The sequence below is a fragment of the Jeotgalibacillus soli genome (assembly GCF_000829435.1).
In the GTDB taxonomy this organism is placed as follows: Bacteria; Bacillota; Bacilli; order Bacillales; family Jeotgalibacillaceae; genus Jeotgalibacillus; species Jeotgalibacillus soli.
This window is the reverse complement of the sequence record NZ_JXRP01000009.1, coordinates 119241-140802: the sequence shown is the minus strand read 5'-3', so window position 1 is coordinate 140802 and position 21562 is coordinate 119241. Positions and strand designations below refer to the sequence as shown.

Annotated in this window: 14 protein-coding genes; all 14 read right to left on the bottom strand. The window is 41.5% G+C overall.

Annotated features, from left to right (window positions below; genetic code table 11):
- Positions 1-334: 334 nt before the first annotated feature.
- The 14 genes from pepT to KP78_RS03695 all read right to left on the bottom strand — a co-directional run bounded on the left by pepT (position 335) and on the right by KP78_RS03695 (position 21399).
- Positions 335-1558, bottom strand: a complete 1224-nt coding sequence (gene pepT / locus KP78_RS03755) for a peptidase T (RefSeq protein WP_041087444.1) — start codon at positions 1556-1558, stop codon at positions 335-337.
- 172 nt (positions 1559-1730) lie between these two features.
- Entirely contained in the window at positions 1731-2528 is a 798-nt protein-coding gene (locus KP78_RS03750) for an ABC transporter ATP-binding protein (protein ID WP_041086436.1), read from the bottom strand.
- 13 nt (positions 2529-2541) lie between these two features.
- The gene (locus tag KP78_RS03745; RefSeq protein WP_041086434.1) at positions 2542-3513 is read right to left on the bottom strand and encodes an ABC transporter permease; all 972 of its coding nucleotides are present in this window, start codon (positions 3511-3513) and stop codon (positions 2542-2544) included.
- 93 nt (positions 3514-3606) lie between these two features.
- Positions 3607-4614 (bottom strand): ABC transporter substrate-binding protein, encoded by a 1008-nt coding sequence (locus tag KP78_RS03740; protein WP_041086433.1) that lies wholly within the window; start codon positions 4612-4614, stop codon positions 3607-3609.
- Between the two features lie 390 nt (positions 4615-5004).
- Positions 5005-5667, bottom strand: coding sequence for a sulfite oxidase-like oxidoreductase (locus tag KP78_RS03735; RefSeq protein WP_084219689.1), 663 nt, complete (start codon positions 5665-5667; stop codon positions 5005-5007).
- Positions 5668-5871: 204 nt separating this feature from the next.
- Positions 5872-9537 carry a chitobiase/beta-hexosaminidase C-terminal domain-containing protein gene (locus KP78_RS18455; protein ID WP_052474522.1) on the bottom strand — a complete coding sequence of 1222 codons (3666 nt, stop codon included), beginning with the start codon at positions 9535-9537 and terminating at the stop codon, positions 5872-5874.
- Positions 9538-9771: 234 nt separating this feature from the next.
- Complete coding sequence (locus KP78_RS20255; RefSeq protein ID WP_162835569.1) at positions 9772-9945, bottom strand: hypothetical protein; 174 nt, start codon at positions 9943-9945, stop codon at positions 9772-9774.
- 103 nt (positions 9946-10048) lie between these two features.
- The gene (locus KP78_RS03725; RefSeq protein ID WP_041086431.1) at positions 10049-11830 is read right to left on the bottom strand and encodes a S9 family peptidase; all 1782 of its coding nucleotides are present in this window, start codon (positions 11828-11830) and stop codon (positions 10049-10051) included.
- Positions 11831-11936: 106 nt separating this feature from the next.
- Positions 11937-12263: an STAS domain-containing protein gene (locus tag KP78_RS18960; protein ID WP_268747506.1), complete on the bottom strand. Its 327-nt coding sequence runs from the start codon at positions 12261-12263 to the stop codon at positions 11937-11939.
- 219 nt (positions 12264-12482) lie between these two features.
- On the bottom strand, positions 12483-15149 hold the full coding sequence (locus KP78_RS03715) for an alpha-amylase family glycosyl hydrolase (RefSeq protein WP_041087438.1): 2667 nt from the start codon (positions 15147-15149) through the stop codon (positions 12483-12485).
- Positions 15150-15458: 309 nt separating this feature from the next.
- Positions 15459-16379, bottom strand: a complete 921-nt coding sequence (locus KP78_RS03710; protein ID WP_041086429.1) for an AraC family transcriptional regulator — start codon at positions 16377-16379, stop codon at positions 15459-15461.
- Between the two features lie 61 nt (positions 16380-16440).
- The gene (locus KP78_RS03705; protein ID WP_041086428.1) at positions 16441-17112 is read right to left on the bottom strand and encodes a hypothetical protein; all 672 of its coding nucleotides are present in this window, start codon (positions 17110-17112) and stop codon (positions 16441-16443) included.
- Positions 17113-17162: 50 nt separating this feature from the next.
- Positions 17163-18089 (bottom strand): carbon-nitrogen hydrolase family protein, encoded by a 927-nt coding sequence (locus KP78_RS03700; RefSeq protein WP_084219685.1) that lies wholly within the window; start codon positions 18087-18089, stop codon positions 17163-17165.
- Between the two features lie 193 nt (positions 18090-18282).
- On the bottom strand, positions 18283-21399 hold the full coding sequence (locus KP78_RS03695; protein WP_041086426.1) for an MMPL family transporter: 3117 nt from the start codon (positions 21397-21399) through the stop codon (positions 18283-18285).
- Between the last annotated feature and the right edge of the window lie 163 nt (positions 21400-21562).

The window sequence follows — 21562 nt, the reverse complement described above, 5'->3', positions numbered from 1 at the left end:
AAGAAATGTATCAAGAGAAAGGCACCACACAATATAAGCGCTTGAAGCTAAAAAACAAAAAGCGCTCAAAAGTCTACAGCGCTTAGGATATACCGTCGACTTATCGCCACAGTCGGCCTGATACCATACCCTTGAATCACGAACGGATAAGGCAAGGGGCTTTTTAAAAAGTCAGTAAGAGCCCCTCAATTTAGTTCGGCAAAAACCGGAGTTTATTGAGGGGTAGCCTTTATTTTAATAACCTCCCATCTCATTTTATAAGAATTTTATAACTAAAGATGATTATAAATAAAACCCATTTTTGTGTTCAAAAACGGGTTTTTATTAATGCGATTTATTTAGCTAAACGAGCGATTTCTATGATGACATTCGTTGCCTTCTCCATATTATCAACCGATACATATTCGTATCGACCGTGGTAATTTTCTCCACCGGTAAAAATATTTGGCGTTGGAAGCCCCATATAAGAAAGCTGAGAACCATCGGTACCTCCTCGAATCGGACGGATAATCGGGTCAATTCCAAGATTCGTCATGGCTTCATGGGCAGTATCAACAATATGCATAAAAGGTTCGATTTTTTCACGCATATTATAATATTGGTCATTCAATTCTAGCTTGATCCGATCTTCTCCATATTTTTGCTGAAGATCTATAGTGATTTGCTCCATCAATGCCTTTCGCGCTTCAAACAGCTCACGATCAAAATCTCGAATAATATAGGATAATATCGTCTGCTCTACGCTGCCATTAAAGGACAATAGGTGATAAAAGCCTTCATATTGTTCTGTGTGCTCTGGTACCTCATGCTGTGGAAGTGCTGAATGAAATGTCATAGCGATTGTTTGAGCGTTAATCATTTTTCCTTTCGCAGTTCCAGGATGAACGTTTGTACCGTGAACTGTGAGCTTTGCCCCCGCTGCATTAAAGCTTTCATACTCAAGCTCTCCTAACGGACCACCATCCATCGTGTAAGCATATTCGGCGTCAAAGGCTTTTACATCAAACAAATGCGGACCGCGGCCGATCTCTTCATCCGGCGTAAACGCGACACGAATGCGCCCATGTTCGATTTCTGGATGCTGAATTAAATACTCCATTGCTGTCATAATCTCACTAACCCCCGCCTTATTATCAGCACCTAATAGCGTTGTTCCATCTGTTGTAATAAGGGTATGTCCGTGATATTCGGCAAGCTCTGGAAATTCAACAGGGGATAAAACAATATTTAGCTCTTTATTTAATAGAATGTCGCCGCCATTATAACGTTCAACAAGCTGTGGATTTACATTTTTTCCGGTAAAATCTGTAGCGGTATCGACATGTGCTAAAAATCCAATGGTTGGTACCTCTTTATCAGTATTAGCTGGTAATGTCGCCATCAAATAGCCATTTTTATCTAACGTCACTTCTTCCATGCCAATTTCCTTTAATTCCACCTCAAGCAGACGCAGTAAATCCCATTGTCCCTCTGTTGACGGACAAGTATTGCTCGCATCATCTGATTGTGTATCGATCTTTACGTATTTCGTTAAACGCTCGATCAATGCTTCTTTCATCATTCTTTCTGCCTCCCAATATTGTATGTATGTTTTTTACCATGATTATACAGGCTTCACAAATAAGTATACGTGTATTTTACAATCTCCTCAAATTGGGACCAATCGCTGTTCCTTTTTTCTACAAAAAAAGAGCAGGTTCTACCCCACTCCTTAGCATTCCATCTATCAATCATCCAAGCAATGTACGATCCGATAATTCTGCTCCATCAGATTTCATTTTTGAAAATTCGTTTAGCAAGTCAGGCACCGTGAGCTTTTGTTTTTCCTCTCCTGCTGCCTCATAAATAACTTTACCTTTATCCATCATTAGAATACGATTACCAAGATCAACCGCTTGCTGCATATTATGGGTAATCATGATGGTCGTCAGCTGTTCTTCCTCAACGATTTGTTTCGTTAAGCGTGTAATAAGTGCAGCGCGCGATGGATCAAGTGCCGCTGTGTGCTCATCCAGCAATAGAATCTTAGGTTTTGTAAATGTAGCCATCAGGAGGGAAAGCGCTTGTCTTTCTCCTCCTGATAATAAGCCTACCTTCGCCTCCAAACGATTCTCAAGACCAAGTCCAAGCGTTTCAAGCTTCTCTTTAAACAGCGTTCGGCGGGATGAGCTGACGCCAAGTCGAAATGAACGCGTTTTGACACGGTTGTACGCGATCGATAGATTTTCTTCAATCGATAAAGTTGGGGCTGTGCCTGCCATTGGATCCTGAAATACACGGCCCATGTAACGCGCTCGCTTATATTCTGGAAGATTCGTCACTTTTTTATTTTCAATTAAAACATCCCCAACATCGGGAAATAGCTTTCCTGCTATAATATTAAAAAGTGTGGATTTTCCAGCACCGTTACTCCCAATAATGGTAATGAAATCACTTTGTTTAACCTTTAAATTAATATGATCGATCGCAATTTTTTCATCAGGAGTTCCTTCATTAAAAATCTTATGAATTCCATTTAGTTCTAGCATGGTCTCCCCCTCCTTATCCAGCTAAACGAGCTCTTCGCTGTTTTTTCCGTTTCGCTTCTTTTTGCTTCGCAATGACCTGCGGCATAACGAGAGCTAGTATTACGATAACCGCGGTAATAAGCTTCAAGTCGCCCGTTTCAAGAAATTCAACGCGAAGCGCCAACGCTACTATGACGCGATAAATAATAGCCCCAACAATAACTGCAAGTGTTACACGAACAATGTTCTTGGTGCCAAAAATCGCTTCCCCAATAATCACGGATGCAAGACCAATTACGATCATACCAATTCCGCCATTCACGTCCGCAAAACCGTTATACTGTGCAATTAGGGCTCCTGAAAGTGCAACCAGCCCATTCGACAAGCCGAGTCCAAACACCTTATAAAAATTGATATTGCCAGAGAAGGACGTAATCATTAAATGATTGTCACCGACTGCACGCAGCGCAAGACCAACTTCGGTTTTTAGGAAATAATCAAGCAATACTTTTATTAACAGAACAAAGATGATCATTACGATAATAATAACCCATGTTTTCGGAATAAAATCGGACAGCCCGATTGATGTAAAGAAGCTAGCCATCGCAGCATCAATACCTGTATTGCCCCACGCTTCATTTAATTTTGTGAAAATATGGTCGTGCTGAAGCAGGGATAGATTCGGAGCATCCATAATACGTAAATTGATCGAATATAGAGCAATCATCATTAAAATACCGGATAATAGTGCATTTATTTTCCCAAAGGTATGCAGAACACCTGTGATTGTGCCCGCAATAAAACCTGCTCCAAAAGCAAGAGCCGTTGCTAAAAAGGGATTTGTGCTGTTCACAATTAAAATGGCACCAACAGCCGCTCCTGTCACAAAGCTGCCATCTACCGTTAAATCAGGAAAATCTAATATACGAAAAGACAAATAGACGCCAAGCGCCATGATTGCAAACATAAGTCCTACTTCAACTGAACTAAATATGGACGTAAACATCCTTTAGCCTCCTTTACTTCGACATTATTCAATCAATGTTTCCAATAAGAACAAAAATGAGCGGAAAGAAAGCCGCTCATTTTTGAACTGTTGCTATTCAATATATTCAGCAATATCGTCCCATTCAGGTTTAATCTCAATGCCCATTTCTTCTGCTGCTTGTTTATTTATCAACAGCTTCAAGTTCCCAGGATATTGTACTGGCAGATCTGCAGGTGCAGTTCCATCCTGTAGAATTTGAATCGCTAATTGTCCTGCTTCGTAGCCAATATCTCCGTATTCAAAGCCGTAAGCCGCAAAACCGCCGCGCGCGACTGAATCCAGCTCCCCTACAAACAATGGAATGTCTTCGTCATTGGATACGCCAATAACAGATTCTAAGGCTGATACAACTGTGTTATCTGTAATGATGTAAAATGCATCTACTTTTCCTACAAGCGATTCTGCTGCTTGCTTCACATCAGCAGAAGTAGATACAGCCGCCTCTTCAACCTTTGCATCTGTTCCTTCAATCGCTTCTTTCACCATTTCAACCTGTGCGACAGAGTTTGACTCCCCTGCATTGTAAACCATCCCAATCGATTTAACGCCAAGCTGCTCAACCATAAAATCAACTGTACTCGGAATTGCTTCAGGATGTGTGTCTGTTGTTCCCGTTACGTTTCCACCAGGTGCTTCCATGCTTTCTACAAGATTAGCGCCAACCGCATCCGTTACCGATGTAAAAACAATCGGAATATCCGTTGTTGCGTTCAAAGAGCTCTGAGCGCTTGGTGTTGAATTAGCAAAAATTAAGTCCACATTATCACCTGCAAACTTCTGTGCAATCGTTAGGCTATTATTTTGATCATTTTGAGCATTTTGTTCATCAAAGGTTACATCAATCCCTGCATCTACAAATGCTTTTTTGAATCCATCTGTAGCTGCATCTAATGAGGGGTGCTCCACAATTTGTGTAATCCCAATTGTGTATGATTCTTCCCCGCTTGCCCCGTTATCAGTAGCATTTTCTTCACTGGATGTATCATCGTTGCCGCATGCAGCTAATAGCAAGACAGCTGTCATTGATAAAGCAGCACCTATTTTCAATGGCTTTTTCATTTTCATACCCCCTATGTTTATTCGTCACTTTAACACTTTTATGCTTTTGTGTACTAAATTATATAACAAAATTATAATTAATCAATCAATTTCAATCATATGTCTATTTTATTTATATTTGAGAATTTTTCAACTTTTATTTAATGCCGTTATTTGAAAATTGAACCAATTGAAAAAGACAGGGATACCTTCCCTGTCTCAGTGTGTAGACAAAGTAAAATTGTTAGCCTTTCAGACTGAATTGAAAACGCTTGTCTTTCGAGGCACGAACCCTTGTGAGGAGCGGAGTTTCCGGGGATGGTAATGAGCACCGCAGCAAGGCGATTAACGAAGAAAGCGAGCGTTTGTCAACAGTCTGAGACAGGAATCCTTTCCCTGTCTCTCTGTCAATCAATCATATTCCTTCTTTGTCCATTCATCTTCCGGCATCTCGTAGCCTTCTTCTGAAAACCGTTCCTCTGTATACGGGTCGCCTCTTAGGTGGAATCCGTTTTGCTCCCAGAAACCTGGTGCATTCACATCAACAAATTCAAATCCACGCAGCCATTTCACGCTTTTCCAAAAATAAAGATGCGGAACGATTAGTCTCAGCGGCCAGCCGTGTTTGTCCGTTAACGGCTTGCCTTCATAGGAATGAGCAAGCAGCACATTGTCCATCATTAAATCCTTCAGCTCAATATTGGATGTATAATCAAAATCTCCGTACAGCATAACAAATTTGCTTTCTGGTTCAATCCCAAGCTCCTTCACAAAATCCTTAAAAAGAACGCCTGTAAAGGTCGTATCGAATTTCGACCATCTCGTCACACAATGAATATCACATAACACGTCCGTTTGTGGCATCTTTAGCAAGTCATCATAGCTAAGCGTGATTTTTTTGTTTACTTTTCCAGATACTTTTAACGTCCATTTTGTCATATCATAGTCCGGGATATCGCCTTCATGCAGAATTGGAAATTTCTCTGTCAGCACCTGTCCTGGCGGGAGACGCCCTTCATGTGCACCCTTTGCATTTGGTACCCTCATTTTCTTTATTCGGTCTGCTTTGTTCACTCTATTTCCTCCTTTAACAGGAACCATGTTGACGGAATTGACATCGCTCTGCAATTTTTCCTTCTAAGAAAAACATTACCATAAGTACCAGCAAAGAAGAAATAGACTTTTCGTACAAGTAGTAAATCTCAACCAGCTGCTATTAAACACTTCACGAAAACCGGTCTGGCACATGCTGTACCAGACCTTGTTTCGTCTCAGCCGTTAAGCTGCATTCTTTCCTTTAGATTTTCCTTTTTCAAACGGATCGATTTCATTTCCTTCTGAATCAAAATATTGAATGTCAGCCTTTTTAGCACTTCCTTTAACCTCAAGCTTTTTAATATTTTCTGCTCCTCTAACAATGGAAACATTTTTATGCTTTACTTCGACTTCTTTTACCTCAGCACCTGTAAAGTCATATTCTCCGTCTTTTTTAAGTGTGTGTAAACTAACTTCAAGCTTTTTCAATCCTTCACCTGACAGCGTCACATTGGTTCCTCTTACGGCGACTTTTTTAATCTTAACGTCTTTATCCGCTACTATGTGGACATTATCTTCAAAAACATTGATTTTTTTGCCCTTGTAGTCACTAAGATGAATCACCTTTTGCTCCGGATGCGGTGTTAAATCCACCTGCATAAGAAGCGGGTCATGATCACTCGCACGGCCATGCTGTTCCATGAAATCAGAATTAATGTGGACAATGTCAATTTCGGAACGATCTGCCAGATTATTCGTCACTAAAATATGATCAAGAACCTGCGCATTTCCTTCATAGTTATACGTATAACGCTTTTCTTGCGGTACCATTTCGACTAAGTTAGTCATCTCCTCGCCTTTTAGTACCTCAAGCGGCTTAGAAAATTCGAAATCATTGAAGTCTCCTAACACCACAACATTTGCATCATGGGTATCAGCCTTTATATCCTGAACAAAGCCATTCACAATGCGAGCAAGCTCTATACGCTGCGCTTCACTGCTTAGTACCGGCGGCTGATTTTGACCAAACAGCGGCTGATCCCCGCCCTTTGAATTGAAATGATTCGCTATTACAATGACGTCTTCCTCATTAAAGGTAAACTGTGCCGCAAGCGGCTTACGTGTATTCATAAAGCCAGCAGGATCAATTCTTCCAGGGTTTGAGGTTAGCTGTCCACTTTCATATCCTACAGCCTCTGATGGGCTTCCAGGCGCTCCTGCCGTCAGTTCAACGCGATCAGGGTTGTACAGGAAGCCGTTTCGAATATTTCCTCCTGGCTGTCCGCCATCTTGCTTATCCTTGGGCGCAATTTCAGTAAATGTATAAGCTGGACCGCCAAGTCTTGCAATTTCGTCAATTAATCGCTGAAAGCTTTCATCACCAGCCACTGTTCCATCATCCGTTGGACCGCTGCCATCCTGTACCTCAACTAGCCCAATAATATCAGGTGAATGTAAATCTGAAATGATGGACTGGGCAATGCGGGTTACTTTCTCATCACTTGTATGCGACGCATTGGCTGAGAAATTTTCAATATTGTAAGCTCCAATGGTCAGCTGATTCTCATCTGGTGTAATCGTTGTAGCCCCAGGCTGCAGACCTCCATCTTCAAACGTTGGTACCGTTCCTTCACTCGCTAATACTTTATATTTTCCAAATCCATAGCTCATTACTCCTTCAGCGGGTGATGCCATGATGTCTCCTGACTTTACAACTAATCGCTCGTCATTAAGATCGAGTGTCAAGCGCTCCGGATTGAAGTCATCTGCTTTTAGCAATGCACCGCCAGCACGAGAGTAGATCTCGTTTTCTCCGTGATTTGCAATAACAGCCACTTCACCATACCTTTGAGGACCGCTCACTGTTGCCCCGTCTACCGTGACAAGCATTCCTTCAATACTTTCATAAAAGTCAATACCATCCTCTTCTGGTTCAAAGGCTGTCAGACCATCATTATCAATAATTTGTGTTGGAATATCCACGCCATCTGGTCCGCCAATGACAATTGGTTCCGAAAGCGGGACAATGTCCGCAATCTTTTGAACACCTGTTGCATTAATTTGCGTCACTGGCAAATCATTTTGCGCCCGGTCTGCATACCCCTCAACAAAGTACTCCATTACCGTACCGCTTGCTTTTACATGATTGCCTTTTACCATGCCATGATTTGGACGGTATATGAGGAGGCCTTCCGATGTGCGAGGGTCGTTATCCGGCTCAAGCGATTGCATATAGAAACTGTTTCGGTTAACTACATAAGTGACCACACCTTGAACATCCGCTACCGAGAGACCCTCATAAGGTGAATAGTGGTCTGCCCCTTGAATGTCATGGATGCGCACTTCGTCCTTTTGAATAATGAACTGGAAGGACACTTCTTTACTTACTGTCATACCTTCTTTTACAGCAATTGCTTGAATTACTGTGTTTTGTGTAATCACTATGCCATCTTCATACAAAGTGCTTGATGGAGTTGGTCTTGAACCGTCTATTGTATAATAAATAACAGCGCCTTCTGTTTGCGTCGCAAGCTCGACCTTATCGCCTGATGCAATGAACCCTCCTGCTGGTGTTGCTGTAACGGCGCTCACTTGATTCGAGTCTTCAATGATGTCATTAATAGAACGCGGAACGATTTGATATGTTCCTCCAAACTCTCCTACCACCCCCACAACGGACTCGTACGTGCTTCCTGTATCAAACGTAATGGAAGGATCAACCGGACGAATCACAATCGGCTGTCCATTTTCATCCTTTCCACTGTAATTACCGCTTGCAAAAGATTCAATCGTCACGTTTTTCGCCTCAACAAGTGTTCCTTCCTGTGCTTCAGCTAGCCCAGTTGCAGGCACTGCAGCCGCCGCAGGCACCTCAGTCTGACCTTTCACCGTTACATCTGAAGGCAGCGCGCTAATTTGTGTAAGGCCATTATAGTCCTCGATCACACCAGCTGCCTGAATCTGGTCCCCTATCTCAACAACAGCTGTTGAACGAACCACGACACCCGCTGTACCATCCTGCATGTAAATATTATTTGCGCCGCCTTGGGCGAACACCGCTGTTACAATACCTGACGTTGAAACCGTTGAGCCTGCTGCCTGTTCTCTAGCCTCTGCTACAGTAGAAAGCTTTACAACCGTATATGCATAGGCTGCTGGAGCGCTATCCTCTAAATCAGCTGCACGTGCGACAATGGTAAACGATGCATTCTCTGTCATTTCAATTGGACCTGTGTAAAGTGTCTCTTCGCCACCGTTTAATGAGTAATAAATTTCCGCCTTCGGTGTAGATGTAGAAAATTCCACCCTTTCCCCTGAGATCACCTGTCCGCTTGGAATGCTCGCTGTTACAGGAGAAACTCTCGTAGGATCCTCTTCATTAGTAGTCCAGGTTATGTTATCTAATACAATTTGTGAACCAGAGCCGACTTTGACAAATTTTAATGTAAAAGGCCCTGTTACATTAATATTTTCGAAGGTAAAGGTTGAAGCTCCCTCTCCTGCTAGTACATTTTCAGTTATACCGATCAGTTGATCGTTTATATACACTTCCAGCTGACGGGTATTTGTCGATGTAAATGCAGCCTTTGTAGCAATGCTTAAGGAAGAAATGCCGCCATCAATAGCTGAAGATAAGATGCCTGCTCCAGGATCGCGAAACATGATTCCTTTTCCATCAATGTTGTATGATGCATCACTGTTTGAAATTCGTCCTCCTGTGTAGGTCCACGTGATGTTATTTACGCCAGTAAATGATCCATTTACATAGCTTGAACCGGTTAAATCGAGTGTATCAAAAGTTTCTGTTACGGCTGCAGTTGCTTTTGAAGCTTGCATGTAAGGAAATGCTAAACCGAGAACAAGCAACACCACGACAAAACGAGAGACTTGCTTCATTAATCGACTCATAATCCTTCTAACCTCCGATTTTTGTAGTTGTGAAACACTTATTATGTTATAAGAAGGAAATCGCTATCACCATACAAATTTAGAAAATTTACCAATATTTAAAACTATTTACCTGTAATTAAAAATTTTTTTGCACCTATTGACGCATAATTCAATTCTTATTTGTATATCATTCATCCTTTTGTCTGATATGCAGTGATTGTCAAGGTGAGAATTGTCAATTTTTCGCCTCATTTAAACTGTTATTTTCTCTTCAGGTGTTCGCTTACCGCTGGCAGTCCGAGAGGTTCCTTGGCTCATGTCGTGAGTGTTGGGTCTTCCTTTGACAAACTTTACTAAGCAGGATTCTCCCACATCAGCTCCAATCAACCCGGCGCTAAAGCCAGCCATGATCGTTAGCGTAGCCAAACCGAATGGACCGCTGCAAAAGCTGTTATTTTTTTATCATTTCCCGGGCAATCAAAAATAAAATCAGCCGCCTAAGCTTTGCTTAAGCGGCTGATTTTACCATTTAAATATGCTGATCAAAGAACTCCAGCACCTTGCGATACACTTTGATTTCATTTTCTTTTTTGGAGAAGCCGTGGCCTTCATCATCGAGTACGAGGTAGTCCACTTCTCTTTCTTCATCTTTTAATGCTTGAACGATTTGATCTGATTCTGCCTTAACTACACGAGGATCCTTTGCTCCTTGGATGACAAGCATCGGCTTGGTCATTGTATCAAGGTAGTTAATAGGAGAATCTTTCTCAAGTCTTTCTTTATCCTCAGCTGGATCACCAACCCACTGCTTCATAATCGGTTTCCAATGTTCCGGCACGGATTTGATAAAGCTAAACAAGTTGCTTACACCAAAAATATCAACGACTGCTTTAAAGTATTCAGGATGTCTTCCGTGCAGCAGCAATGCCATATATCCGCCATAGCTTCCACCCATCAGCAAAACTTTATCACGATCAGCATAGCCCTGTTCAATAAGCCATTCCAGTCCATGAATGTTATCCAATCTTGGTCCGTGTCCCCAATCGCCTTCTACCATTTTTGTAAAGGCGAGCCCGTATCCTGTTGACCCCCGGAAGTTAGGCGCAAAAATACTGTATCCACGGTGCACTAAAAACTGGAATAGCGAGCGAAAGAAGGCTCGTTCCGCATGCTGCGGTCCGCCATGCGGCCATAAAATGACATGACCATTGCTATTTTCTTGTTTCGCTTTAAAAAACAGTGCTTCAATTGTTAATCCATCAAATGAAGGATAGGAAACGACCTCAGGCTCTACTAAATCCTCTTCTCTTACACCCGGAACCCCATAGTTTGTTAAAGAAGTCCATTCACCATTTTTGCGCTGATAAAGATTAAACGGACGAGTTGCAGAGCGGCCTAATAAATACAGATTGCCTGACTTGGAAACTGACAATTGTTCAATAACACTTATAGGAGCATCTATTTTTTCAATCGTTTCATTTGATAATTGATAATTAAATAAATTGTCCTTAACACCGTTTTGACTGACAATATAGAGAGAGTTTGTTGATTTATCAAATTTCAAGTCAATGAAGTCTTCATTCTCAAGCTGGGTTATTTTTAAAAATTCCTTTTTGTCTAAATCAAATTTAGCTAAGTAAGAGTAATCCTCTTGGTAATTCGTAATCAAATAGATTTCTGTCTCAGAAACGAAGACTGCATCTGAGACCGTATGCTGCGGATTTGTATTTGGGGTAAGAAGAATATCCTCACCCTCAAATTTTACGTAAGCTAGGGCATATGTATTGGCATAGGTCTTTATGTAAGCAAAGCTTTTTTCCTCCGGGCTTTTTGCCAGCAAAAAAGTAGCTGCGTCTTCTCCGTGGATGAGTACCTCCTCTTCTCCAGATGCAAGGCTATAAATATAGCTTTTTAAGAAAGTGGCATCTTCCTTTGTCGACGTGTAGTATAGTTTACTTCCATCTTCAGAAATCATCGGATTCATATGGCGAGCGCCTTCCTGTATACGAATCGGCTTTAAAACCCCACCCTGTGGCGGCAATGCATAAATCTGCCCGTTTTCGTCGCCATCCTTATCCATAACAGCAATAATAAATTTCCCATTTTTATCATACGCCAGCGCCTCGCAGCTTTGGTTATGAAAGCTTAATGGGTATGGAAAAACATTTGGCAGGTCCATCGCCCATAGATTGTACTTACCGTTTAAATTTGTACTAAAAACGATTTGTGACTCATCGGGACTCACGGTAAAAGTCTGAATACCAAACGTCTGGAAAAAATTCTCTACATCAGGCTTAGAAAATGTTAGCATTGGTGTAAAACCTCCTACTGCATTTATTTCGTTCTCCTAAGTATTTCGATATCATCGGAGAAAATTCCTACTAGTTTGTTAGATTTTTCATAAAATGATAAGCTTACTACCTTTCAATACTTTCTAATGCTTGTTTAACGTGGGCAAAGGTGTTTATAGAAGACATATCAATACCAGCATCCACAACTGTTCGAGCCAGCTCAGGACGGAGACCGGTCACAATTGTATCAATTCCTAATAAAGCTAGAATAACCTCGATCTTATATAAATAATCTGCGATCTCTATATCAAACATTAATATGCCTGAAAAATCTGCAACAAGACATGTAAGGTCTAATTCAGCAATTTTTGGAACAACCTTTTCTAGTATATATGCGGCTCTATCATGATCGATCGTACCAATTAACGGGATAACCGCAACACCATCTTTAATGGATACAATAGGTGCAGAAACTCATCTATTTGTCTTTTTGCCTCTTCCATCATCTCGTTCCTATGCGGTTCGTATGCAAATAGAGTTTCATTGAGACTTAGATCAAGCATAGCATTTACTCGCTTAACTATAGAGGCCGTTTTCTCAATTGAAAGTTTGTACTATAAACTGCAACAAACCAAAAAGAAGCACGCCGCAAGGACGCACTTCTTCTTTTGTCTATTTTTTACCCTTTTTATCGCTAGTGTGCAGCACTGTGACTTTCGTTGGTTTTTGCGGGTCAAAAATGAATTCATAAGGTCCGCCTTTTTTTGGTGTGAAAATTAATGAACCTGTCGAATTCTCACCATTTACTACATACTCGAATGTTACTTTTTTCTTGTTTTTCAGGTGAATGCGCTCCGAACGCCACACCCCTTCTTTTTTATCAAAATAAAGCTCAGCATCCTTGCCCACTCCTCTAAGTGTAACAGATTCGATTTCTTCATTCATTACTTCATACGCAGCAAATGAAGCAGCTTCGAGGGTAAGCTCGCTCGTTTTAATTTGCTCTCCTGTTTGAATGTTCTCGAGCATTAATTCCTCATCCAACGCAAGTGCAGCTGCTGTACCTTTATTAACAGCCACAATCACACGCTCATCCTCAATGCTTCGTTCAAAAAGAAGCACATCATGATTGACTTCTAGTACACTAAAATCACCATGTATCAACGCCTCATATTCTCCTCGAAGCTCAATCATTTCCTCGTAGTGGGCATAGAGATCAAGATTTTGCTTCTCTTCCTCCCATATCATCATTTCTCGATACCAGCGGTCCCTCCAATCAGAATAATCATTATGATTGGCACTTTGCGTCATACCGATCTCCGTTCCATAATAAATAACGGGTGATCCCGGAAGCATAAACTGGGTAAAGGAAGCAAGCTTAAGCTTATTTGGATCATTTCCAGCTTCATATAGAAAGCGCGGAACATCGTGGTTATCCAAGAACGTCGTCGGAACAAATTCAGGGTGGTATGTTTGTTCATTTTCCAGTACATAGTTCGCCACTGACTCCATGGAACCGCCAAAGGCAAAGGTTCCTTTAAATGTGTCGTGGAAGGAAAAATCAAGCGCGCCATCCAGCTTGCCTCCATAAGAAGCAATCGTTTTGCGGCTGTCCCACACCTCACCGAATATATACATATCAGGGTCAATCGACTTTACTTTATCGCGGAAGTCCACCCAGAAGCTGAAGCTTGGACCCTTCGCATAATCTAAGCGGAAACCGTCAAATTCCAGCTCCTCCAGCCAAAACGGCACCACTTCATTTAGCATATAGTCACGCGCTTCTTCATTGTCATTATTAAACTGAGGCAGCTCACCAATGCCGTAAAAGGTTTCATAGCTTCCATCCTCATAAAACGTATACCAGTCATAGTACGGGCTATTTACCCCATTTGCTAATGCATCCTGGAAAAATGGATGCTGACTGGAGGTATGGTTAGGAACGAAATCATAAATCACTTTCATATCGCGGTCATGCGCCTCTTCTATTAGCTCTTCCATTACTTCTACCGTACCAAAACTCGGATCTATCGCTGTATAATCAGCAGGGTGATAGCCGTGCGAATATGGACCTTCAAATACCGGTGACAGCCACAGCGTGTTCACCCCAAGATCCTCAATGTAATCCAATTGTTCTATAACGCCTTCAAGATCTCCACCCATCCAGCCTTTTAATCCTTCCTCCACAGGCAGATTTGGGTTTACGTCATAATTATTTTCTTCATTTCCATCAAAGAAGCGATCGACAAAAATGTGATAAATGACTGCTTCCTTCGCCCATTCAGGTGAAGAATAATCCTCTACGTAATAGGCAAATTCTGTCGCTTCTTCAGACGTCAGGCTGTTCGTGTCCGCATACTGGGACCCTGCACCGTCTGCTGCCCATACGTCTGTTACGTATTTAACCGGTGTCCCATCCTTCTGTCCAGGAATAATCCCAGTCAAGACAGAATGCTTCAATCCGTTTTCTTCACTCGTTTCAATCAATGTTAAAGGTGAAAATGTTCCAGTAGCAGCTTCACCCCGCGCACCTGCAGGACTTTCTCCATTTGTCGTATAGTAAATACCGCCTTGATCAATCGGGCCATAATGCTCTACCTCAACTCTTACGGTCACGTCCTCATGTGGTGACGGTATGTAAGGGTCATGATTAAATTGATGCGTTACATTTTTTGCTACGGGCAATCCTGTCCACTCTGTGACCTTATCATGAATCACTTTGCCTTCTTCAGCAAAAACCGCTTTACGATTTTCCGCAATGACTTCGCGGTACTTTTGATCACCCAGCCCGTAGACGTATTCGAGTTCTTGTCCAGCTTCACCAAACAGCTCAATTGTATAAATGTCTCCATTGCGCTCAAGCGGCGCTACACTGTAGCTAAAGCCGTTCTCACTCGTTGCCACTGTCGGCACCACCCATTCAGGCGTTTCATCTGGCACGGTCAACTGTAAGGTAAGCGATCCAGTATATTCAGACGCTAAACGCACATCCACTTTCCGCTCATCAGATGTGTCAAAAACAAAGATGTAGTCCCCTGTTTGAGGTACAGAAAAACGCAAGTTCTCTCCATCAAGCCAGCTGCCGTCCATAACAAATTTGTACTCAAACGTTATACCTCCATTTAACGTAACCGGGCCGCTTTTCCATACACCTTCTGTCTCATCATAGGTCAGCGGGTTATTGCTGCCATCCCAGCTTAACGGCGCCTGCCCTCGCAGTACTACATTCTCATACACTTTTTCCCCTGCGGCTTCCGCATTGCGAGTTTGCGCAAACGGTTCCACAAAAGCCCCTAATAAAAGTACCAATCCCAGCAAAAAGATTATACTTTTCCTCATCACGTTCTCCCATCCTCCTTCATTATCAAAATATTGAAAACGCTTACTTATACTATATTAATCTGCTGCCATACAAAAGCTCAATCCTTTTCTAAAAAATAGGAAATCTGTTGCATTCCTTGTTAAATCAAGATTTAATGCAACATCTGTGCAACACTAGATAGGGTGCTACAAACGCCGCATTTATGAAGAAATACGAAATTAAGAGAAGTGATCTAGCCCTCTTTCAAAAGACCTATACAAAGAAAAACCCCACAATCCATGTTTTGGCATCGCGGGGCAGAAATTTATAATTTTTGCGGGGAAATGTTATTTTTTCCCCGCATTTGATTGAAAATCCTTTGGAGAGACACCAAACATCTTTTTGAACTGATTTACAAAAGCAGACATACTTTGATAGCCGACTTGTCCAGCTGCATTTGTGACCGTCAATGAGCGGTTGCGTAAAAGAAGAGCAGCCTGCTCCATCCGGATCGTTGCTAACCGTTCCATTGGCGACATCAAAACATATTTATTATAAAGGCGGTTCAAATGTGACTCGCTTACCCTCGCCACTTCTACAATATGCTCTTTTCTAATTGGCTGATGATAGTTTTCTAAAATATAGCTCTCTACCCTTCGAACCGGATCGGGGTAGTAGTAATTATCCATAATATAAGAGATTTTCGATAGCATATGTTCATTCGGGAAAATATAATACAGAATCTCACTTAGGGCGAGATGGCTAAAGTAATCATTACCATCAGCATGAGAACGGAGAAGCTTAAGCAATGCTTCCTCGATGGACTCAGACCATCCTTCCTGCATAATACATACGCGGTTTGGAGCCTCCAATAGTTCAGGAGAAAAATTGCGGTATTTTCGCAGTAAATCTACAAAATGCTCCGTCAGTTCTTTCTTTAACGGAACAAGCAAGCTGCTTGTTCCGCTTTCTACTTCAATGTGAACCGTTACTCCCTTTGGAAAAAAGAGATATTCCCCCTGTTTCAGCGTACGCAGCTCATCGTCACCAATTTGGTACTCCTTTTCTCCTGATAAAACAAAGAGAATACCCGGTTCTTCACTGAAAAATGAGTATTCTTCATCCGTTTTATAATATGAAAAATGAACCAAATGAGATGGCTCTATCAGTTTAGCATGCGTTTCTTTCATGCGTTCGATCATTGCTGCAAACTCATTTGATTTCATCTTCATCCCTGCCTTTGTAAAAGTGTCGATTATACGTTTCACTATACTGAACAACCCCCCCTAATTCAATAGGGAGGGTTTGAAGGCAGAGTTTATTTAGCTTTTACAGAGCGCGAAGCTGAATGTCATCCATTTCATCCAGGTTATCGACCATATCATGCCACGCCTGCGGTTTATTGGATAGGACTGAATAATAGGTTGTGATAAAGTCACGAACGAAGCTTGCTTTTAAAGAAGTAATCTCTTCTTTAAAAGGCAGGAAGCAAAGATCCAGCTCCATTACTGCTTCTCCTTCGTTTGTCCACGCTGGGTGAACATAAGAGAAGTCAAGACGCTGATAGCCAAGGTGTGACAATACCTCGCGGCGAACGAACGGATCCATTACTTTAATCCCGCCAAAGTCATGGTCTTTCGCACGATATGGATCATAAATTTCAGCAAACATTCCTATCAGATCAAGATCATGCTCTATTGCGAGATTCATTAAATCTTCTTCGCGTTTTTTAGCCAGAAATGGACCGACACCTAAGCCTTCTTTTGTGATAATCGTAAAGTCCGTCATGGCAACTTGAAGCTCTTTATTATAACGGTACTCGGTTACGCCGACAATTTCATCCTCATGAACAGCTAAAAAGACACGGATAGTTGGATCTTGCAGAGGCTCTTCCCAAAGTGCAAATTCAAGCACCTCTTCAGGAGGAAAAACCTCCTGCATAAGGGTATGAAGCTTAGCGAATAGCGGATCATGGATGCTTTTAATTTGAACGAATTCCATTGGACATTCCCTCTCTTCTTGTTTACTAGACTGCTTTTATTTAATCTTATTTATACAGTTATCGGGTTATTAGGAAGATTAATTTCAAAAACCTTTTTTTCAAGCGCTGTTGTTGTCTTTTCAACACTCAAGTCAGGATATAAGTCAAAGCGGCGGTCTCTCCATGTTGTGACGGAACCGTGCTGTCTTACCTCATATAAAAGGGCCAAATCAAGATCAGCCGTAATAATCATATCGTTATTTATTTCACCTTCAATTAAAATTCCATTCTGCGGGAACGGAATATCATTCGGCGTGATGACAGCAGCCTGCCCGAAGTTTGATCTCATAAAATCAACGGTTGGCAATGAACCAACAGTGCCTGTTGTTACGACATACACTTGGTTTTCAATCGTTCTTGCATGAGCTGTATATCTCACTCGGTTGAATCCATGGCGGTCATCTGTACATGATGGGCAGAAAATAACATCTGCTCCCATTCCGCGAACCATGCGCACCACTTCTGGGAACTCAATGTCATAGCAGGTCAGCATGGCAATTTTGCCCTTAGACGTTTCAAAAATTTGAATGGATTCACCTGGCGTTAGCTTCCAATCCTCCACCTCTGTCGGTGTCAAATGCAGCTTCGCTTGCTCGCCGATTCTTCCATCCGGATAAAATAAATGAGCCACATTATAAAGTCGTCCTTCTCTTTCGATCACATGTGTTCCACCAATCAGGTGCATGCCGGTTTCCTTAGCAAGAGAGGTAAAAAGCTCGTAATAACGCTCCGTATATTTAGGTAAATCACCAATTGTTTGAGATTCATTGTTATATGAAATCGACATTAATTGCGTCGTTAAAAACTCAGGAAAAAGAACAAAATCAGTTTTATATTCAGCGGCATTGTGAACGTAGTGGGTAACTTGAGCCGCAAATTCTTCAAAGCTATTAATTGTGTGGAGATGATATTGAACAGCAGATACACGAAGTTTCATGTAAATGACCCCCTTTTAACAAAATTCATATTTCACCTAGAGCATCTTATCATAAAAAAAATAAGAAATTATACGTATTTCGTTCAAAAAGATATGTATTTTTATCATCTGTCAGAAATCATACAAATTTTTATCAAAAAAACTTAAAATAAGCCCCAATGATTTCACCTGAATGAATTCATCGGGGCTGTTGCTACATATTTTTAATCTCTTCTTTGTTAGAGCTGTTTAATTTATGCGTTAGTCCCATTAAGGCCGGAATTAAGATTGGCAGCATCACAAGACTAAGGATGAACAGTCCGATGATAACAACCATAGCGACCTGTATGAGGGTTAGCACACCTGAAGGGATCAACGCTGCAAACGTCCCTCCGAGTATAATGGCTGCTGAAATCACGACGCCTCCAATATGGCGAGCTGCGTCAACAATCGCAGTCAAAGCATCGCCCTCCAGCTCACGATAGCGCATCATTAAGAAAATACTGTAATCCACTCCTAAAGCAACAATCATGATGAAGCTGAAGAATGGAACATTCCAGCCTAGAGCATCCACCCCAAGGAAATTTGTACTAATGATTTCACTTATACCAAGCGATGTATAGTACGCTAACACGAGCGAGCCTATAATGAAGATCGGCTGCCAAAATGACCGGGTAATAAATATGAGCACAAGCCCGATTCCAATGAGCATGATGGTTGCTGTACGAGCAAAATCATTACTCGATATATCTTGCAGATCCGTATTTTGAGATGTTTTCCCGCCAATGGCAACGGTCGCATCACTCAGTTCACTGCCTTTTATGGCTGCGTCCACATGATCATCCAGATCTCGTATAATCGTCATAGCTTCACGCGAATACGGATTAACATCTAAAATAACCGTCATTTGCGCTGTTTGACGATCATTTGACATATACATATCTAATGCTTCCTGGTAATCGCTTCCTTCCAGAACATCTTTCGGAATATAGAATTTTTGCGAAGCCTGTGATTCACTCAGACCGCTTAAATAATCTTGTGCACCGTTTAATCCTTCGCTTACTTCATCCAACCCCTTTGTGCTTTCCGAAATTCCTGATTGCAGAGTGGCCATTTGTTCTTCTAAATCAGCGAGCCCTGCCAGCAGTTGTTCTTGACCACCATTAATTTGCGTTAAACCTGATTCAAGGTCAGAGGTTTTGCTGGCGATTTGAGCAGAGCCTTCAGCTCCTTCTGTTAAACCACTGTTTAAAGAAGATGCTCCTGTCTGCAGTTCACTTACTCCACTCTGCACCTGAGCTAAGCCATCCTTCACCTGTGCAAGGGATGTGTTAGCCTCTTGGAATGAGGCAATAGCTAGATTATATTGCGGTGTTAGCTGATTAAGCTGTGTCGAAAGCTCGTCCAATTGCTGCTGTGCTGCTGAGGCAATTCCGATCGTTTGCTGTACATTCGGGTCCTCCGCTAAATCCGGATTGGATTGAATTAGACTCTCCATAGAAGCTTCGATTTGTTCAAATCCTTGTCTTGCTCCCTCAATTGCCTGCGCAAGACGATCAAAATGCTGGCTAAACGAGCTTAAGCCTGCTTGTAATTCGGTGTATCCAGTGGATAGCTGTGAAGCAGCACTCGATAATGTTCCTACATTTTCATTTAATGAAACCAAACCATTTTCTAATGCCTGAGCTCCTTGTGCACCATCATTCATTCCATCCGTTACCTGATTCAATGCGTCCTGTAATGACGAAACCCCTTTTTTCACTTCACTCGTTCCATCAATGAGTGTTTGAACATTGTCCAATCCGCTTGAATCCCTGCTGCCCATTTGCCGTTCTGCTGAGGACAAGCCATCATTGATTTGCCCAATACCGCTATTGGTATCACCTAGACCGGTATTTAATTCCTGTGTTTGATCGTTAATATAGAGATCATTAATTTTTTCACCTGACGGGCGTGTAGGTGAGAACACATTTGCAACTCCATCAACCTTTGAAATCTCTTCTGCTAATTCATCCAGCGCCTGTAAGTATTGCTGATCATCCATTTTCTCATCGGATTTAATAACAACGCTTGCCGGTGAAGAAAATCCGGGTGAAAAATGGTCTTCAATAATGTTAATTCCTTGCTTAGAGGTAAAAGCATCATCTACTTCCAACAAATCGTTATAGCTAAGATCACCGCTATATTTCATTAAAAATGGCAGACACAACACAATAACTAAAATAATGGATGAAATTGGTCTTATTACTGAATTTTTTGAGAGAAATGCCCATATACGGCTATCTCCATGTCCTTCAAAGCGTTTAACCGGCCAAAACATTTTTTTACCTAACAGCACCATAAAAAATGGATTTAAAGTGTTTAAAACTAGAATTAACACCGCAACACCAATCGCTACTGCAGAGCTTGCCTGATAAAGCTTGAATTCTGCGAGAAAAAGAGCCATAAAACCAATAAAGACTGCGATTCCACTATATAAAACTGTTTTACCAGACGATTTAAAGGTTTCTTTCACAGCTAGAAGCGGGCTCTCTTGCTTACTTAGCTCTTCTTTAAAACGCGTATACAGCAAAATATTATAATCTGTCCCGATTCCAAACAAAATAACGACGAGAAATACCTGCGTAAAGTTAGAAAAAGGGAAATTGAACAGATCAACCAAGTGAGCGATAATCCCCATCGAAACAGCATAGGAAATGCCAACGGTCAAAAGTGAAACAACCGGAACTATTGGGGATCTGAACACGAGAATCAACACGACAATAATGAAAACAACCGCAATGATTTCGGTTTTTTTCACGCCTTCTTGTGTAGACTGAACAAAATCCTCCATTACAATATCATTTCCGGTTAAATAGGTTTCTACACGATCATTCTGTACTGCTTTATTTAACTCTTCTGCTACCTCAGTAATTGTTCCTTGATTTTTATCAATCGATATTTGTGTGAGAATGGTGGTCCCATCCTCAGAAACTAATTGCTTTTCCGTTTCTTCACTATCCAAGTGGGACATCATCCCTGTTATCCCAAGCTCCTTTTCCCGAGCTTTTAAATCAGTAATAACCGCTTCTATTTCTTCTTTTTGTCCATCTGTTAAAGCCTCATCATTGCCGCTGTTAAAGACGGAAATAATTTGATACCTTGCGCTTCCATCTTCATCCATATTATTAATCATGGACTTTGCAACTTCACTTTGTGCACTATCCGGGATTGTAATCTGTCCTTTATCCCTGACCAGCTGGTCCATATCAGGCATTGTAATGACCGTCAGGACCGTGACAATGATCCAAGCCAGTAACGAGAGTGTTCTCGTATTTTTAAATTTTTTCATCTGTGTCACCTTTCTTTAATTATTCTCTTTGTTAACCATGTCTGTTGAATTCCGCTGCACCCGCTCCAATCAACACTGTGCAAAAATCAACAAAAGATTTTAACATCGCTTAGATTTTAAATCGGTTCCGGAATGAATATTCATTCCATTGACAGCAATGGAA

Bases quoted from the DNA above. Each gene is read 5' to 3' on its own strand.
- KP78_RS03695 (WP_041086426.1), bottom strand. From the start codon at position 21,399: ATGAAAAAATTTAAAAATACGAGAACACTCTCGTTACTGGCTTGGATC.
- KP78_RS03700 (WP_084219685.1), bottom strand. From the start codon at position 18,089: ATGAAACTTCGTGTATCTGCTGTTCAATATCATCTCCACACAATTAAT.
- KP78_RS03745 (WP_041086434.1), bottom strand. From the start codon at position 3,513: ATGTTTACGTCCATATTTAGTTCAGTTGAAGTAGGACTTATGTTTGCA.
- KP78_RS03750 (WP_041086436.1), bottom strand. From the start codon at position 2,528: ATGCTAGAACTAAATGGAATTCATAAGATTTTTAATGAAGGAACTCCT.
- KP78_RS03740 (WP_041086433.1), bottom strand. From the start codon at position 4,614: ATGAAAAAGCCATTGAAAATAGGTGCTGCTTTATCAATGACAGCTGTC.
- KP78_RS03725 (WP_041086431.1), bottom strand. From the start codon at position 11,830: ATGCTAACATTTTCTAAGCCTGATGTAGAGAATTTTTTCCAGACGTTT.
- KP78_RS03715 (WP_041087438.1), bottom strand. From the start codon at position 15,149: ATGAGGAAAAGTATAATCTTTTTGCTGGGATTGGTACTTTTATTAGGG.
- KP78_RS03705 (WP_041086428.1), bottom strand. From the start codon at position 17,112: ATGGAATTCGTTCAAATTAAAAGCATCCATGATCCGCTATTCGCTAAG.
- pepT (WP_041087444.1), bottom strand. From the start codon at position 1,558: ATGAAAGAAGCATTGATCGAGCGTTTAACGAAATACGTAAAGATCGAT.
- KP78_RS18455 (WP_052474522.1), bottom strand. From the start codon at position 9,537: ATGAGTCGATTAATGAAGCAAGTCTCTCGTTTTGTCGTGGTGTTGCTT.